The 14776-nt window shown below is 53.1% G+C and carries 15 protein-coding genes; 14 read left to right on the top strand and 1 reads right to left on the bottom strand.

Features of this window, described 5'->3' with window-relative positions:
- Positions 1–69 precede the first annotated feature (69 nt).
- Entirely contained in the window at positions 70–1779 is a 1710-nt protein-coding gene (locus QMG16_RS10910; protein ID WP_281794171.1) for a GspE/PulE family protein, read from the bottom strand.
- Positions 1780–2053: 274 nt separating this feature from the next.
- Between QMG16_RS10910 and QMG16_RS10905 the strand changes: the two genes are divergently transcribed.
- From QMG16_RS10905 to QMG16_RS10840, 14 genes are all read left to right on the top strand, one after another.
- Positions 2054–2785, top strand: a complete 732-nt coding sequence (locus QMG16_RS10905) for a hypothetical protein (protein WP_281794170.1) — start codon at positions 2054–2056, stop codon at positions 2783–2785.
- 239 nt (positions 2786–3024) lie between these two features.
- Positions 3025–3336 (top strand): hypothetical protein, encoded by a 312-nt coding sequence (locus QMG16_RS10900; RefSeq protein WP_281794169.1) that lies wholly within the window; start codon positions 3025–3027, stop codon positions 3334–3336.
- Positions 3333–4394: a V-type ATPase subunit gene (locus QMG16_RS10895; protein WP_281794168.1), complete on the top strand. Its 1062-nt coding sequence runs from the start codon at positions 3333–3335 to the stop codon at positions 4392–4394. The genes QMG16_RS10900 and QMG16_RS10895 overlap by 4 nt, the downstream gene beginning before the upstream one ends.
- Positions 4387–6378 (top strand): V-type ATP synthase subunit I, encoded by a 1992-nt coding sequence (locus QMG16_RS10890; RefSeq protein ID WP_281794167.1) that lies wholly within the window; start codon positions 4387–4389, stop codon positions 6376–6378. Before QMG16_RS10895 ends, QMG16_RS10890 begins: the two co-directional genes overlap by 8 nt.
- 34 nt (positions 6379–6412) lie before the next feature.
- The gene (locus QMG16_RS10885) at positions 6413–6724 is read left to right on the top strand and encodes an ATP synthase subunit C (protein WP_281794166.1); all 312 of its coding nucleotides are present in this window, start codon (positions 6413–6415) and stop codon (positions 6722–6724) included.
- Positions 6721–7017, top strand: coding sequence for a V-type ATP synthase subunit F (locus tag QMG16_RS10880; protein ID WP_281794165.1), 297 nt, complete (start codon positions 6721–6723; stop codon positions 7015–7017). Before QMG16_RS10885 ends, QMG16_RS10880 begins: the two co-directional genes overlap by 4 nt.
- A 7-nt stretch (positions 7018–7024) precedes the next feature.
- Positions 7025–7651, top strand: a complete 627-nt coding sequence (locus QMG16_RS10875) for a V-type ATP synthase subunit E (RefSeq protein WP_281794164.1) — start codon at positions 7025–7027, stop codon at positions 7649–7651.
- A complete protein-coding gene (locus QMG16_RS10870) occupies positions 7623–9434 on the top strand; it encodes a V-type ATP synthase subunit A (RefSeq protein WP_281794163.1) in 1812 nt (603 codons plus the stop codon). Before QMG16_RS10875 ends, QMG16_RS10870 begins: the two co-directional genes overlap by 29 nt.
- A complete protein-coding gene (locus tag QMG16_RS10865) occupies positions 9431–10864 on the top strand; it encodes a V-type ATP synthase subunit B (protein WP_281794162.1) in 1434 nt (477 codons plus the stop codon). Before QMG16_RS10870 ends, QMG16_RS10865 begins: the two co-directional genes overlap by 4 nt.
- Positions 10830–11468: a V-type ATP synthase subunit D gene (locus tag QMG16_RS10860; RefSeq protein ID WP_281794161.1), complete on the top strand. Its 639-nt coding sequence runs from the start codon at positions 10830–10832 to the stop codon at positions 11466–11468. The genes QMG16_RS10865 and QMG16_RS10860 overlap by 35 nt, the downstream gene beginning before the upstream one ends.
- Positions 11455–11892, top strand: coding sequence for a universal stress protein (locus QMG16_RS10855; protein ID WP_281794160.1), 438 nt, complete (start codon positions 11455–11457; stop codon positions 11890–11892). The genes QMG16_RS10860 and QMG16_RS10855 overlap by 14 nt, the downstream gene beginning before the upstream one ends.
- Positions 11893–12087: 195 nt before the next feature.
- Entirely contained in the window at positions 12088–13470 is a 1383-nt protein-coding gene (locus QMG16_RS10850; protein ID WP_281794159.1) for a sigma-54 interaction domain-containing protein, read from the top strand.
- A 185-nt stretch (positions 13471–13655) separates the two neighbouring features.
- Positions 13656–14255: a NifB/NifX family molybdenum-iron cluster-binding protein gene (locus tag QMG16_RS10845; protein ID WP_281794158.1), complete on the top strand. Its 600-nt coding sequence runs from the start codon at positions 13656–13658 to the stop codon at positions 14253–14255.
- A 31-nt stretch (positions 14256–14286) separates the two neighbouring features.
- Complete coding sequence (locus QMG16_RS10840) at positions 14287–14643, top strand: DUF5320 domain-containing protein (protein ID WP_281794157.1); 357 nt, start codon at positions 14287–14289, stop codon at positions 14641–14643.
- Positions 14644–14776: the final 133 nt, after the last annotated feature.

The following is a 14776-nucleotide window of genomic DNA, read 5'->3' as shown; positions in this document are numbered from 1 at the left end:
CGCAGGTCGGGATTCTTTCCCAATCGAATTTAGCGCATGCAAAGGCTTTTCGTTTCTCTCGGGATGCGATCATTCCGTCAAAGAGAGACTGGTGACCCGGAGGACCTCGGACATCGTTGTGATTCCTTCGATGACTTTCCTGTAGCCGTGGTGAAGGAGGGGCCGGTAGGACTCTTTAAAAGCTATCTGGGAAATATCTCCTGCCGATTTTTCCGCCACAATGGCAGAACGGATGGTCTCGCTCACACGGAGTACTTCAAAGATGCCCTGACGTCCTCTGAATCCAGTGTATCCGCATTTTTCGCAGCCCTTGTTCTGATAGAGGGTAACGGATGCAGGAAGGTCGGGAATGACCTGTCGCATTCGAACCATGTCCACTTCCCGCGCCGGGTAGGCTTCTTTGCAGTGAGGACACAAAACGCGCACCAGTCTCTGCGCCAGGATGGCCAGAAGGGAATCCGCCATCAGGAAGGATTCTATACCCAGGTCCCGCATACGAGTAATGGCGCCGGGGGCATCATTGGTGTGGAGCGTGGAAAGGACAAGGTGGCCCGTAAGAGCGGATTCAATGGCGATGTCCGCCGTTTCCTTGTCACGAATTTCCCCGATGAGCAGGACGTCGGGGTCCTGGCGGACCAGAGACCTCAGTGCATTGGCAAAGGTGAGGTCGATCTGCGGTTTCACCTGAATCTGGTTGATGCCGTTGATTTGATATTCCACAGGGTCTTCGACGGTGATGATCTTGCGCGTGATATTGTTCAGTTTTCGGAGAACGCCGTAAAGAGTGGTCGTTTTTCCCGAACCGGTGGGGCCGGTGACCAGGATCATGCCGAAGGGCCGCTCGATCAACTCTTCCAGAACGCTCAACTGTTGTGGGTCCATGCCTACGGAAGCCAAATTATAATCCACCGCTTCCTGGGCGAGAAGCCTCAATACGATACTTTCTCCGTAAATGGTGGGAACGGTTGAAACTCGAATGTCCACATCACGGTTGCCGAATTTCAGCTTGATCTTCCCGTCCTGGGGAAGCCGCCGTTCTGCGATGTTGAGATTGGCCATGAGTTTCAAACGACTGATGATGGCAGCCTGCATGGTTTTTGGAGGCTGGTCCAGATCGAACAAGACGCCATCCACCCGGGAACGAACCTGGAAAGAGTGCTCAAAGGGTTCGAAGTGGATATCCGATGCCCGCATGTCGAGCGCCCTTGAAATGAGGATGTTGACCAGCCTGACGATGGGAGCTTCCTGTGCCAGTCCTTTCAAGTGTTCGAGATCCTCTTCGAATGCGTCGCCATTGAGAAGACCTCCCTCTCCGGTTCTCGAGAGAGCCTCGGCTTCGCGTGCAGCGGTTCCGTAAAGACGGTCGATGGCCGTGCGTATTTCTTCCCTCTGTCCAAGGCACAAATTGAGCTCCATCCCTGCAAAGTAGTTTCCGAGGATATTCAAAACCGGAAGATTCAAGGGGTTGTTCACCACGACACGCACCCGTCCACTTTCCACCTGGATGGGCAGTATACTGTGTTTCCTAAGGAAGAACATGGAAACCCCTTCGAGGAGAACCGGTTTTTCAGGATAATCTTCACGTTCCAGAAGCGGAAGCTGGAGATGGTCGGCCAGAACATGGAGTACCCGATTTTCATCGGTAATGGAGATCTGTTCGAAGGCATCCATGAGAGAAATGCCTTGCATGAAATATGAACTTTGCAACTGCTTGACCTGTTCGTCCTGCAGAGCGAATTCTTTTTGAAACAAAGCAAGCAACGTCATCGGTTCGGGCATACGAACTCCATTATAAAAAAGAGTGACTTTAGCCACACATGATTAACAAATCTCATTATAAAAGTAAACTTCTTGCCTTGGGGCATGAGTGATCCTCGGTACGAGTGTCTCTCCGGATATTTCCAATTGTCGTCTTCCCCTTCCAAAACAAGATTTTTATCCGAAAAACACCCTGAGAACACCGCAAATGCAGAGTTGCCAAAATTGTATGAAAAAGGATATGTTTGCTTCTAAAATGACAGCTATCTGTTGCATAAATTTTTGGAGGAAAAATATGAAAAGGGGTGAACGTTTCGCTCTTTTATTCGCCGGAATTTTAATCCTTCTGACCATGGTGTCCGAAGGCTTCTGTGCCACTCCCATGGTGGAGAAGAATCTCTTTGCCCCGGATCGCAAGCCCCCATCGCCGGAATCCGTGGAAGCGGCACCGCAGAAAAAGGGGCCTGGAGTTTCCATCAAAGCGATTCAATTGGATGGCATCATCGTCTATGGAAATACCAAGAAAGCGATCATACGTTTCAAAGGCGCGGCTTCCGGAGCCGATTCCAAGAAAAAGGGGGGATCTCCCTATTCGGCGGTTCAAGAAGGGGGGCAGGTCGGAGACTATAAGGTCATTAAAATAGGGACCAAAAGCATTATACTGGAAAAAGATGGCGTTCATGAAGAAATCAGCCTTTTTGCAGAAGGAAAGGTTGTTCCCCCGCCTCCCCCTGTTCCCGCCTCAATCCCGGTGAATGAGCGGCCGGGCGTTCCGGCGCAAGGATCCCCCCAAGAGAATGCCGCTCCCCAGGACGCTCGCCCAGGTGTGATGCAAGGCGGCAATCCCGCAAACCAAATCCCTCAGCAACTTCCCCCCCAGCCGCTCAACCCCAACTTGGTCCCCCCTCGTCCTCCGGAAGGTCAGTCGATTTCAAACGAGGAGGACCAACAGGGAGGGGACGAAGAAATTTCTCCTGACGATCAGAACATTGACGAAGGGGATGAAGCTGAAGATGAGGACCAATAGCAAAATGATTTCGAATATATGAAATTGAGACCCTGAGAGCGCGGCCGTCTCGGCCGCCTTCTGCGGGCGAGGGCGCTTGCGTTCCCAGGAATCCATAAAATGAAGAAAAATTTTGATCTCAATCCTTTACAGTATAAATGCAGCATTTTCTTCCGAATAGTATCTTTTCTTGAGGCAACCGTTCACCACCCTTTGTCTATTCACAGATTACGCAGGTGTCCGTAGATAGAGAAACTTTTATGAAAACCGAGATAGAAAAGATTGTGCAAGCGGATGAAAATGCTTGTGAAAGGGTAGAAGCTGCCAGGGAAGAAGCCCGGGAAATAAGAGCTCGCGCTCAGCGGAAAGCCGAGGAGATGCTTGCCTTGAGGGAAAAAGAGTTTGCCGAGGCATTGAGTGCTGAGCTTCAAAAGACAGTGTCGGAAGCCCGAGCGAAAGCTTTGGAAATCAATGAGGCAACGGACCATTATCTCAAGGGGATACGCGAAAGGAAAAACGCCGTTTGGGATGAACTCATTTCCATTCTCCTTCGAAAGGTGACGGGCTTTTGATTGGGCGGATCGTCAGATATTCCTTTGCTCAGGCCAAGACGCGGGCAATGAAGGGAAAGCTCCTGAATGCCGACGACTGGCATTATCTCCTGAGGATGCGAAGCCTGGAAGATATTTTCAGGTATTTGAAGGGGACGGACTATGGTGAGGTCCTCTCCTCCTTTTCTGATGTGCCGTCTGATACCAGGGGCCTCATTCTGGTTCTTTACGGCGAACTCTTCAAGGACTACGCGAAGCTCCTGAAGGCAGTGCCCGCCAATGGATCTCTCCTGTTGCGGAATCTTCTGCTCCGCTATGAAGCCGAAAATCTGAAAACGATCCTGCGAGGGATCTGGCAGGGAAGGTTTCCTGATGAAATCAAATCGTTGCTCTACGGAATGGGACGACTATCGACCCTACCCATCGAGGCCCTTCTGTCGGCGCGGGAAATCACGGATGCTTTCCGACTTCTGAAGCCGACAATCTTTTATGCCCCGCTGCTTCATGCCATGCCCCAATTCAAGGCTCGGGGGAGCCTCTTCCCTTTGGAAATTTCGATAGATACGGCAGTGTTCGAAAGCATTCCGGCAGGCTTGAAGTTGCTCAAAGGGGTGGATCGCAGGGGCGTTGAAAGGCTGACAGGGGAGATGATCGATTGGGTGAATTTATGCTGGTTGGTCAGGTTTCGTCACTTCTATGATCTTTCTCCGGAGGAAACCATCAATTACATTTTGTCCGGAGGCAGAAGGCTGGGCCTCAGGGACTTGGGCCGCCTGGCCAGAACCAGCGATCTGCCGTCGTTCCTGGCTGCATTGCCAAATCCCTACCGGGAATCTCTCGGTGCGGTTGAGAAGTGGCCAGAGATCCGATATGTTTTCGAAAAATGGTTTATCCATGAGCTTTATAAGATCTTCCATGAAGATCCTTTCCAAATAAGATTGCAGGTTTCTTACTTGTTCCTGAAAGAAATCGAGGTCATGTCCCTGGAAAGCCTCATATCCGCCGCAGGCGTTGGCGCATCGCCGGAGAGGCTTCTCGGTCTCATTGGCCTGCCGGTGAAGGGGATCGTCCGTGTTTAAGTCCGAAAAGCTGGTCAGGATCACGATTCAAGTCCCGGAACAGTTCATATCAGCGGCTACGGGCACTCTTGCTAGGTTCAAGCTGCTGCATCTCATAAGAATCGACGAGACTCACCTCGGGCATTTGGGATATGTCGCTGAAACGGATGCCGGTCTTGTCAACGAATTCGATGAGCTTTTCAAGACGGTGGAAGATTTGCTGAGGGTTCTCCAGGTCCCTTTGGAAACGGTGGCCCTTGAGGAAGCGGTCATACCGGAAAAGGAAATTTTCAGGGCCAAAGAGTATCTCGGCACCATAAAGAGTGAATCGGAATCCGTTCTGGGTGATCTGGTTGCCGTTGGAAAGAGGCTCAGGGAAGATAAAGCCCTTCTTGAAAGATTGAAACTTCTGCCGGGAGATCTGGATTTTTCGCGCCTTTCCAATCGTCATTACGTGAGTTGGGCTATCGGGTTGCTGCCGGTTCGGGGGCTTGAAAAGCTTGAAGAAAGCCTCTCGCAGGTGCATCATGCATTCATTGAAATGGGCACGCTGCAGGAACGCGCCGTCATTCTGGCCTTTGGCCTGAAAAAAGACTGGCAGATTTTTGAGAGAGCGCTCAAAGGAGCTCTTTTTGAACCCATCGAAGCTCCAGTCCGGGTTCCAGGAACCGTTGCGGAAATGATCTCGAACATCGAATCCGGCATCAGGGACCTGGAGGCGAAGGAGCACAGCCTTGCGGAACAAAAGGTGTCGTTCCAGCGCAAGTTCGGGGCAGAGCTTTTGATGCTGCGTGAAAGGATCATTTCGGCCCGGCAGGTCCTTTCCGCCCGTCGCTTCTTTGGAAAAATAGACAAGAGCTACCTGATTACGGGTTGGATACCCAACCGTCTCTTTTCAGATCTTGAAAAGGAGCTCAAGAGAATTACCGATGGGCAGGTCATTATTGAAAGAGTGGACCCCGAAGACTTGAGGGAGGTGAGGGAAGGAATTGTGAAGATACCGATCCTTTTCAACAATCCGATGCTCATCAGCCCTTTTGAAAAGCTCACGAGCCTTTACGGAACACCCCGTTACCGGGAGGTCGAACCCACCGTATTCTTCGCTCTGACCTTCCTCCTCATGTTCGGCATGATGTTTGGGGACGTGGGGCAGGGTGGGGTTCTCTTTCTTTTGGGTTATCTTGTTTTTCGACGTTTTTACAGGTACATAGATTATGGAATCATCCTCATGGAGGCCGGGGTCAGCGCAACCCTTTTCGGTTTTTTGTACGGAACCGTTTTTGGCCTGGAGGGCCTTATTCCCGCCCTGTGGATGCGCCCGGCGGAGAACATCCCGTACCTGATCAAAGTGACTCTTTCATTCGGGGTTGCTCTGGTGAGTCTCGGATTGATATTGAATCTGGTCAATGCCTTGAGGCTGAAAGAATACGAAAACCTGCTCAGTGCAAGCGGTCTGGCGGGAGCTCTTTTTTACTGGGTATTTGCGGGGTTGTTCATGAAATATCTGCTTTTGGGGCGGGTGGCGCCGGGCGAGCTGAACTTTTTGGGATGGGCGGGCGCGGTGCTTATGACCATCATGATTCTTCATCGCCCCCTCTACCGCCTGATATTCAGGAAAGAGCATCCCTCGCGTCTCTCTCGTCAGGCGGGCTTTGGGACCGAGTTGTTGGAATCCATCGTGGAACTCTTCGACGATCTCATTCGCTTTGTGGCCAATACCGTTTCTTTTATCCGCATCGCGGCCTTCGCCCTCTCGCATGCCGCTCTCTTCGCTGCAGTCTTTTCCATCGCGGATGCTGTCGCTCATGAAAAGGGAACGGGAATCTCCTACTGGCTGGTGGTAATGATGGGAAATGTCATCATCATTCTTCTGGAAGGACTGGTCGTCTCCATTCAGACCGTGCGCCTCGAGTACTACGAGTTTTTCAGCAAATTTTTCAGAGGGGGCGGTGAACCCTTCAAGCCTTTTGATCAGGAAATCGGTTCTCAGGGAAAACCTTTGTAATATTTGATTTGAATGCCTGTGAAAGGAGACTTTCGTGGAACGCCTAAAACTTCTTCTCATGTTTTTCCTTCCCGTTTGTCTCGTTCCTGCTGCAGCTTGGGCGCAAGAGGCCGCTTCCCAGGGGGGTATCTCCGGAGCCGGAATCGGCTATCTTTCCGCCGCCATCGCAGTGGGGGCTTCGACGTTGGGAGCGGGTATTGCGGTAGCCGTTGTGGGGTCTGCGGCCATGGGAGCTCTGAGTGAAAAACCGGAACTTGCAGGGCGGGCTCTCATCTTTGTGGGTCTGGCGGAAGGGATCGCCATTTATGGAATGATCGTGGCCTTGATGATTTTGGCAAAACTATGAAAGCCTTCCTTATTGGAGATTCAGAAACTGTTCTGGCATTTGGACTTGCCGGGATCAGAGGGCAGGCTGTACGGGCAGGGGATGATATCCCCGCTCTACTGGAAAGTCTGGATCGAGAGCAAACAGGTCTCATCCTCATTACCGAAGCGTTGGCTGAGGCGAATCGGGAAGCGATAGACAGAGTGCTTCTCTCACCCGGAGGTCCGCTCATCCTTGAAATTCCGGATGTCAAAGGGCCTCTTCCCGGAAAAGCCGGGGCTACCGAACGCATTGTTTCTTTGTTGAGGAGATGATTGAAAAATGCCCATTTGGGGTGAAGTGGAACTCCTTTGCAGGGCTGTTGCTGAAGAGGCGGGGAAGGAGTCGGAAAAGATCCTTGCCGAGGCAAATGCCGATGCCGCAAGAATCATGGCGGAGGCGCGGGAGCGAGCTTCCAATGCCCTTGAGATAAAGATGCGCGTTCAACGAAGTGAGGCTTACGCGGAAGCCAGGCGGACGGTTGATTCCGCCGAATTGGAGGCCAGAAAGCGCATCATGTCCTTTCGAGAGGATCTCATGCGCGAGATTTTCCAGGCTTTGGAACAGCGGCTGAAAGAGTTCAGAAAAGAGCCGAAATATCTTCAATTCTTGCTGTCGAGTGTCGAAGAAGGAGTGGAAAATCTATCCGGCAGCGCATTTGTGGTGGAATTGAACGAGGAAGATCAAAAGCTCCTGGAAGGGGAACTGGAAAATCTGGCCGTGCGACTGAACGTAAAAATGGATATGAAGCTGTCGACCTCGTTAGGCGGCGGCGTGCGGATTTACACGGCGGATCGGCGCATTCTCTTTGACAACAGTTTTTCGGCACGGCTCAAACGCATGGAAGAAGACATCCGGCAGGAAATCTGGAGAGCGATTTTTGGGACAGAGAGAAGAGCAAGTCAGTAATGCCGGCGTGGTGGCCATCAATGGTCCGGTCATAAAGGTCAGGGGAGCTTTGGGACTCTCCATGAACGAGATGGTCGTGGTAGGGGAAGAAAAGCTGCTGGGTGAAGTGGTGGAGCTGGTTCAGGATATTGCCACCGTGCAGGTTTATGAAGACACGACAGGTCTCAAGCCCGGTACACCGGTTCAAGGGTTGCGATTGCCCCTCTTTGTCGAACTCGGTCCCGGCATTGTGGGGCATATCTTCGATGGCACTCAGAGGCCGCTTTCGGTTGCTTACCAGGATACGGGGCCTTTCGTGGCTCGGGGCAGAAGATCATCGGCGTTGGAGCGGGACAAGGTATGGTCCTATGTTCCTACCGTCGGAGTGGGCGAAGAGGTTTCCCCTGGACAGGTCATCGGGGAGGTCAAGGAGACGGAATTCATCACCCATCGTGTCATGGTGCCTCCCACAATCAAAGGGCGGGTTGCGGAAGCGGTCGGGCCGGGCCTCTATACCTTGGAAGACAGAATCTGTCTGCTGGAGGACGGTAGCGGGAAGGAGGGCGAAATTCGCCTTTATCAACGGTGGCCCGTGAGAAAGATCCGCCCCTACAAGGAACGGGTTTTTCCCCATGAACCGCTTTTTACGGGGCAGAGGGTGCTCGATTTCTTTTTCCCTCTGGCCAAAGGGGGCACGGCCGCCATTCCCGGCGGATTCGGCACGGGAAAGACCATCACACAGCACCAGCTCTCCAAATGGACCGATGCCGATATCATTGTCTATATCGGATGCGGCGAGAGAGGGAATGAAATGGCCGGGGTTCTGGAGGACTTTCCGAAGCTCCTGGATCCTCGAAGCGGGAGGCCCCTCATTGAACGGACGATCCTTATCGCCAACACTTCGGATATGCCCGTTGCCGCTAGAGAGGCAAGCATCTACACGGGGATCACCATTGCCGAATATTATCGTGACATGGGCTATCATGTTGCCCTGATGGCTGATTCCACCAGCCGCTGGGCCGAGGCGTTGCGGGAAATTTCGGGGAGACTCGAAGAAATGCCCGCCGAAGAAGGTTTCCCGGCCTACCTGGCCTCGAGGCTTGCCGAGTTTTACGAACGGGCGGGAGCGGTAATCACTTTGGGAGGAAAGCGGGGTTCCATTTCGGTCATTGGAGCGGTTTCTCCACCGGGAGGCGATTTTTCCGAACCCGTCACACAGCACACCAAAAGGTTTGTGAGTACCTTCTGGGCCCTGGACAAAGAACTGGCCGGCGCCCGCTATTTCCCCGCCATCAATTATCTCAACAGCTACAGCGGCTATGTGAATTCAGTGGCTCTCTGGTGGAAAGAACAAGGCGGTGTGGACTGGGTGAAGATGCGAGACGAAGCGCTTCGAATTTTAAAAGAAGAAGCCAGGCTTCAAAATATTGTCAAACTCATTGGAGAGGATGCCTTGCCTGATGATCAGAAGGCGACTTTCCACGGAGCGCGGCTCATCAAGGAAGATTTTCTGCAGCAGAGTGCATACGATCCCGTTGATACCTATTCCCCTGCGGGAAAGCAGGTCCTCATGCTGCAAATCATCATGCGGTTCATCGAAGGGATGCGGGAGGCGGTATCCCACCGCATTCCCGTCTATCGCATCATGGAACTGGGAGTTCTGGAAGATATCCACCGCATGAAATACACCTATAAAGGGGATGATCCGGCCCCCTTTCAAGCCATTCGGGAACGCATCGAAAGAGAACTGGCTCAACTGCTCCAGAAAGAAGTGCACGGAGAGCTGAAGGGAGTCGGAAAGTGACCGCCAGGCCAGGCATCGAATATCTAGGGCTTTCCCAGGTTCAGGGACCCTTGATTTTCGTCAAAGGCATCCGCAACGTGGGTTTTCGGGAAATGGCCGAAGTCGAAAGCCCAGATGGGGAGGTGCGCCTGGGGAGGGTTCTTTCGGTTTCGGAGGATCTGGCCGTCGTGGAAATCTTCGAGGGAACGGTGGGGCTTTCCGCTTTTCGTTCCAAAGTCCGGTTTCTGGGGCATCCCTTTGAATATCGGGTCTCCTCCGAGGAAGTTTTAGGGCGGGTATTCGATGGGCTGGGACGACCCCTTGACGGAGGTCCCATGCCTCTGTTGGGAAAAGCGAGAGACATCAACGGGCTTCCCATAAATCCCGTGGCACGCGTGTATCCCCAGGATTTCATTCAGACGGGCATTTCAGCCATCGATGGGCTGAATGCTCTCGTGAGAGGTCAGAAACTGCCCGTTTTTTCAGGAAGCGGACTCCCTCATGCGCAGCTTGCAGCTCAGATCGTCCGCCAGGCAAAGCTTCTTGAAGGGGATGAAAAATTCGCTGTCGTTTTTGCGGCTGTGGGAATCAAACATGAAGAGGCTCAGTTTTTCAGAAAGGATTTCGAGGAGAGCGGGGGGCTCAAGAATGTCTCCATGTTTCTCAATCTGGCCGATGATCCTTCCATCGAAAGACTGATCACCCCGCGCATCGCCCTCACGGTGGCCGAACATCTGGCTTTTGAAGAAGAGATGCACGTGCTCGTCGTGCTCAGCGATATGACCAACTACTGCGAGGCATTGCGGGAAGTCGCCACATCCAAGGGTGAGGTGCCCAGCAGAAAGGGATATCCCGGCTATCTTTACAGTGATCTGGCATCCATTTATGAAAGGGCTGGAAGGATCGCTACGGCTCGGGGATCCATCACGCAAATTCCGATCCTGACCATGCCCGACGATGACATCACTCATCCCATACCGGATCTCACCGGCTATATCACCGAAGGGCAGATCGTTCTGGATCGAGGGCTTTTTCAAAAGGGGATCTATCCTCCCATCAATATTCTGCCGTCACTTTCGCGCCTCATGAGTGACGGTATCGGTGAGGGACGCACCAGGGAAGATCACCAGAATCTCGCCAGCCAGATCTATGCTCTCTATGCCCAGGCCAAGCGGGTGGAAATGCTTGCATCCATCATCGGTGAGGAGGACCTGACAGCTCATGACCGGCTTTTTCTCAAATTTTCGCAGGAACTTGAAAGACGCTTTATCGGGCAGGAGCCCTATGAAGACAGACCCATCTTTGAGACCCTTGACCTCGGGTGGGAACTTGCCATGATCTTCCCGGAAAGAGATCTCAGCAGGGTAAAGCCGGACCAGATCCGGGAGCACGGACTGCGGAAAGGAGCAGTGACCGATGGAAAGACTGCCCCTGTCGGTCAACAAAAGTAATCTTCTGCGCTTGAAGGATGAACTTTTTTTCGCCAGAGACGGACTGGAACTTCTGGACGAAAAAAAGGAGGCGCTCATGGCGCACATCAATACGCTTGCCGGCAAGGCCGAGCGGGTGCGGGCCAAAATGAACGCCATGCTGGAAGAGGCCTACTCCCATCTTCGTGAAGCCATTTTGGTGGATGGACGTTTGGCGTGTGAAAGAGCCGCTCTTGCCTCAAAGATGGGGGAAGAGGTCCGTGTCAGGGAAAAAAGCTTCATGGGGGTGGCCCTTCCCATTGTTCGCATAGATCTTCCCAGGTTTGTACCCTCTTATGGTTTTCAGGGAACAGGAACCGCCATGGATGCAGTCGCGAAGACGATTCAGGGGGGCATGGAAATCATTGCGGAGTTGGCTGAAATCGAGGTAGGGCTGTTCCGGTTGATTGCAGAGATCAAGAAAACCATCAAACGAATCAATGCGCTGGAAAACATCTATATCCCGGTCTACGAATCAACCATCAAGCATATGGAAGAGAGTCTGGAGGAAAAGGAGAGGGAATTTTTATTTCAGATGAAGCGGCAGAAGGGTCGCCGAAGGGAGGTCGAGCATGGTTCCATTTAAAAGAATTTTGGTTCCGGTGGATGGATCGCGCTACTCCCTCGACGCCGTATGTCTGGCTTCCCGGATGGCCAGATTTCACGATTCCGAACTCATGATTCTGCACGTGGTGGATGAATCTCTGCTGGACCAACTGGCGCGGTTTGCGGAAAAAAACAGGGAAGCCGTCCGGGATGAGCTCAGGAAGAGTGCTCGGGGGTTCCTCGAGGACATGCAGCGGCAGGCTTCTCAAGAGTCCGTTTCTTCCGAGATTTTGATCAAAGAAGGCGTGCCCCATGAAATCATACTGAGGGAGGCTGCTGCCTGGGGAGCGGATCTCATCGTTATGGGGAAACTGGGGCGCAGAGGGGTCGCCAAGATTCTCCTGGGAAGTGTCGCCGAGCGTGTAATCGAGTTTTCCGATATTCCCGTGCTGGTCGTGAAGTGAAGCGCAGAACCGAATTTTACTGAGTCTTTCCATTATCCTCCATGACCAGAGTGCTCACAATGAAGGATGAAAAAAGGCAAAGACAATAGGGAAGCGGGAAACGCTCTTGAAAAGCGATGTTAAGTATGATCCATGAACTGTGCGGCGGAGTAATGGAGGAATGAGCCCCGGAAGGGCACAATGAGGGCGGTGACCATGCGCAGACGGAAAAAAAAAGCCGAATTTTCACTCAATCAGAACGAGGTGATTTTAGAAAGTATTTCCGACGGTGTTTTTACGGTGGATCTGGATTGGTGCGTCACCTCTTTCAACCGGGCTGCCGAGGAGATCACGGGAGTGGCCCGCACGGAGGCGATAGGGCGGCGCTGCTCGGAGGTGTTCCGCTCCAGCATGTGCGGTGCCGATTGCCCGCTTCAGCAGACTCTGAAGACAGGCAAACCCATCATCTGCAAGTCCGGCTACATCATCGATGCCGACGGCAACCGCATTCCCGTCAGCGTTTCTACGGCCGTTCTGAGAGACGTCGAAGGCCGTGTGATTGGCGGGGCCGAGACCTTTCGCGACCTTTCCGAGGTTGAAGCGCTGCGCCGCGAATTGGAGGGAAAATTCAGGATCGGTGATCTTGTGAGCAGAAGCCCGCTCATGCAAAAAGTGCTGGAAGTGCTGCCCGCTATTGCTGCCAGTCCGAGCACGGTCCTGGTTCTGGGGGAAACCGGCACCGGTAAGGAACTGATTGCCAGAACAATACATGATCTCAGTCCTCGCCGTGAAGGACCCTTTATTGCGGTAAACTGTGGAGCCTTGCCCGATACTCTTCTCGAGTCGGAGTTGTTTGGCCATAAAGCCGGCGCTTTTACAGGAGCGACGAAAGACAAGCCCGGGCGTTTTGCCCTGGCCAGTGGAGGGACCCTCTTCCTGGACGAGATCGGTGAAGTGAGCCCTGCGCTCCAGGTGCGACTGTTGCGTGTTTTGCAAGAGCGGACTTACGAGCCGTTGGGTGCGACGCGTTCCGAGACGACAGATGCGCGGATCATTGTCGCCACCAATAAGGATTTGGCGGAGCAAACCCGTAAGGGGGCATTCCGTGAGGACCTTTACTACCGTGTGAATGTTGTCCGTGTAGAACTGCCGCCGCTTCGCCGGCGAAAGGAGGATATTCCTCTCCTGGTGGAATATTTTATCCAACGGTTCAACCGCCTGCAGCGCAAATCCATTGAAGGAATCACCGCACAGGCGCTTTCCCTCCTCATGGCACACCAATGGCCCGGCAATGTTCGCGAACTGGAAAACATGATCGAACGATCCTTCATTATGTGTCGCGAAGGGTTCATCGACATCGGACATCTGCCCGAGGAGTTGACGGCGCACGGTGGATCGATAACAGCGGATTCGGATGTACGATCTGCTCATGATCTTCTGGATGCCCAGGCCATCCGTTCGGCTTTGGAAAGGAATGGCTACAATCGCCTGGCTGCCGCCAGGGAACTGGGTATTCACAAAACCACCCTCTATCGTAGAATGAAGAAACTGGGAATATCCCTTCCCGAACAGGACGGACGGTTCCGCAGTGCACGGTAGAGTAGCATAGAAGCATCACTAGCTGGCATATTGAGTAGTATATTTGCAATCGTATTCTCTCCCCCCATATCTCCTTTCGCTGAATATCATGATTGATTACCAATAGTTAGAAAATTATTTCAAATTTTTAAAATTTGGCATTGAAAATGCTTTTGATTCTCTTGAACACCTGCAAAGGACCTTGAATGATGAAAGTGGCATTTTCACAATGGGAGAATCGTATTGCGCCTGTTTTCGACACCGCCCGGCAGATCCACCTCGTGGAGGTCGATTCGGGAGAAATTATCGGAGAAACCCAGGAAATCCTGCCTTATGAGCTCCCGGTTCAAAATGTACTTCGTCTTGTAGAACTTGCTGTCGGCACTCTTGTTTGTGGTGCCATTTCGAGGCCTTTGCAGGAGTTGGTCACTGCCTACGGCATTCGGGTGATTCCCTTTGTGGCCGGTGAGTTGAGGGCGGTCGTTGAGGCCTGGCTCAGAGGCGACCTGTGTAGTGCCGATTTCGCCATGCCGGGATGTTTTGGACGGGGTCGGCATCGCGTGCGTGGAAAACGCCACGTCGAGGGAGAGGAACATCTGGGAAAGATATATGGAAGAGGCCCGGGCCGTGGGTATGGACAGGGAAGGGGTGGTCGGAGGTCCGGCCGTTTGGGTGGAGTTGGGAATGTTGGAGTCGGGGGGGGCTGCGTGTGCCCCGTGTGTGGACAAAGACTGCCGAATGAAGGAGGAACCCCCTGTGTGGAGCGGAGGTGTCCCCGGTGTGGGGCTGCCATGATCCGGGAATAGAGTGAAAATCATTGGAATGGAGGATATGATCATGCCAAGAGGAGATGGAACAGGACCTATGGGTATGGGACCCATGACCGGGCGCGGCGCCGGCTATTGCGCCGGCACCGGAATGCCGGGCTATGCCAATCCCTTTCCCCGTTGCGGATTTGGAATGGGATTTGGCTGGGGCCGTGGATTTGGAGGCGGTGGGCGAGGATGGCGGCACATGTACTACGCTACGGGTGTGCCAGGCCGGTTGCGATTCGGTGGGTATGCCGGACCGTATCAAAAGCCCGATTTGGAGATGGAGAAACAGTCTCTTAGGAGCCAGGCCGAAGCCCTGCAGTCGGAACTTGACTTCATTAAAAAGCGCCTGAGCGAGTTGGAAACCGGTGAGCAGGCGTAAGCTTGCGACAGAAAGTGCACGGCCACACCTTAGAGGATGTCTGAAAATTCCCCCTTGAGAGGGGTAGGGGGTGTCAAGATTTCGCGAACCAGAAAAACACCCCCCTTGGCCCCCTCAAGGGGGGAATCGAAGC

The sequence above is a fragment of the Desulforhabdus amnigena genome, assembly GCF_027925305.1.
In the GTDB taxonomy this organism is placed as follows: Bacteria; Desulfobacterota; Syntrophobacteria; order Syntrophobacterales; family Syntrophobacteraceae; genus Desulforhabdus; species Desulforhabdus amnigena.
Note: the sequence above shows the minus strand (reverse complement) of the source record. Positions and strands in the feature narration are given on the sequence as shown.

What these genes read in the sequence shown, in the direction of transcription:
- QMG16_RS10850 (WP_281794159.1), top strand. Translation starts at nt 12,088, where the DNA reads ATGCGCAGACGGAAAAAAAAAGCCGAATTTTCACTCAATCAGAACGAG.
- QMG16_RS10840 (WP_281794157.1), top strand. Translation starts at nt 14,287, where the DNA reads ATGCCAAGAGGAGATGGAACAGGACCTATGGGTATGGGACCCATGACC.
- QMG16_RS10845 (WP_281794158.1), top strand. Translation starts at nt 13,656, where the DNA reads ATGATGAAAGTGGCATTTTCACAATGGGAGAATCGTATTGCGCCTGTT.
- QMG16_RS10855 (WP_281794160.1), top strand. Translation starts at nt 11,455, where the DNA reads ATGGTTCCATTTAAAAGAATTTTGGTTCCGGTGGATGGATCGCGCTAC.
- QMG16_RS10875 (WP_281794164.1), top strand. Translation starts at nt 7,025, where the DNA reads ATGCCCATTTGGGGTGAAGTGGAACTCCTTTGCAGGGCTGTTGCTGAA.
- QMG16_RS10860 (WP_281794161.1), top strand. Translation starts at nt 10,830, where the DNA reads ATGGAAAGACTGCCCCTGTCGGTCAACAAAAGTAATCTTCTGCGCTTG.
- QMG16_RS10910 (WP_281794171.1), bottom strand. Translation starts at nt 1,779, where the DNA reads ATGCCCGAACCGATGACGTTGCTTGCTTTGTTTCAAAAAGAATTCGCT.
- QMG16_RS10880 (WP_281794165.1), top strand. Translation starts at nt 6,721, where the DNA reads ATGAAAGCCTTCCTTATTGGAGATTCAGAAACTGTTCTGGCATTTGGA.
- QMG16_RS10905 (WP_281794170.1), top strand. Translation starts at nt 2,054, where the DNA reads ATGAAAAGGGGTGAACGTTTCGCTCTTTTATTCGCCGGAATTTTAATC.
- QMG16_RS10900 (WP_281794169.1), top strand. Translation starts at nt 3,025, where the DNA reads ATGAAAACCGAGATAGAAAAGATTGTGCAAGCGGATGAAAATGCTTGT.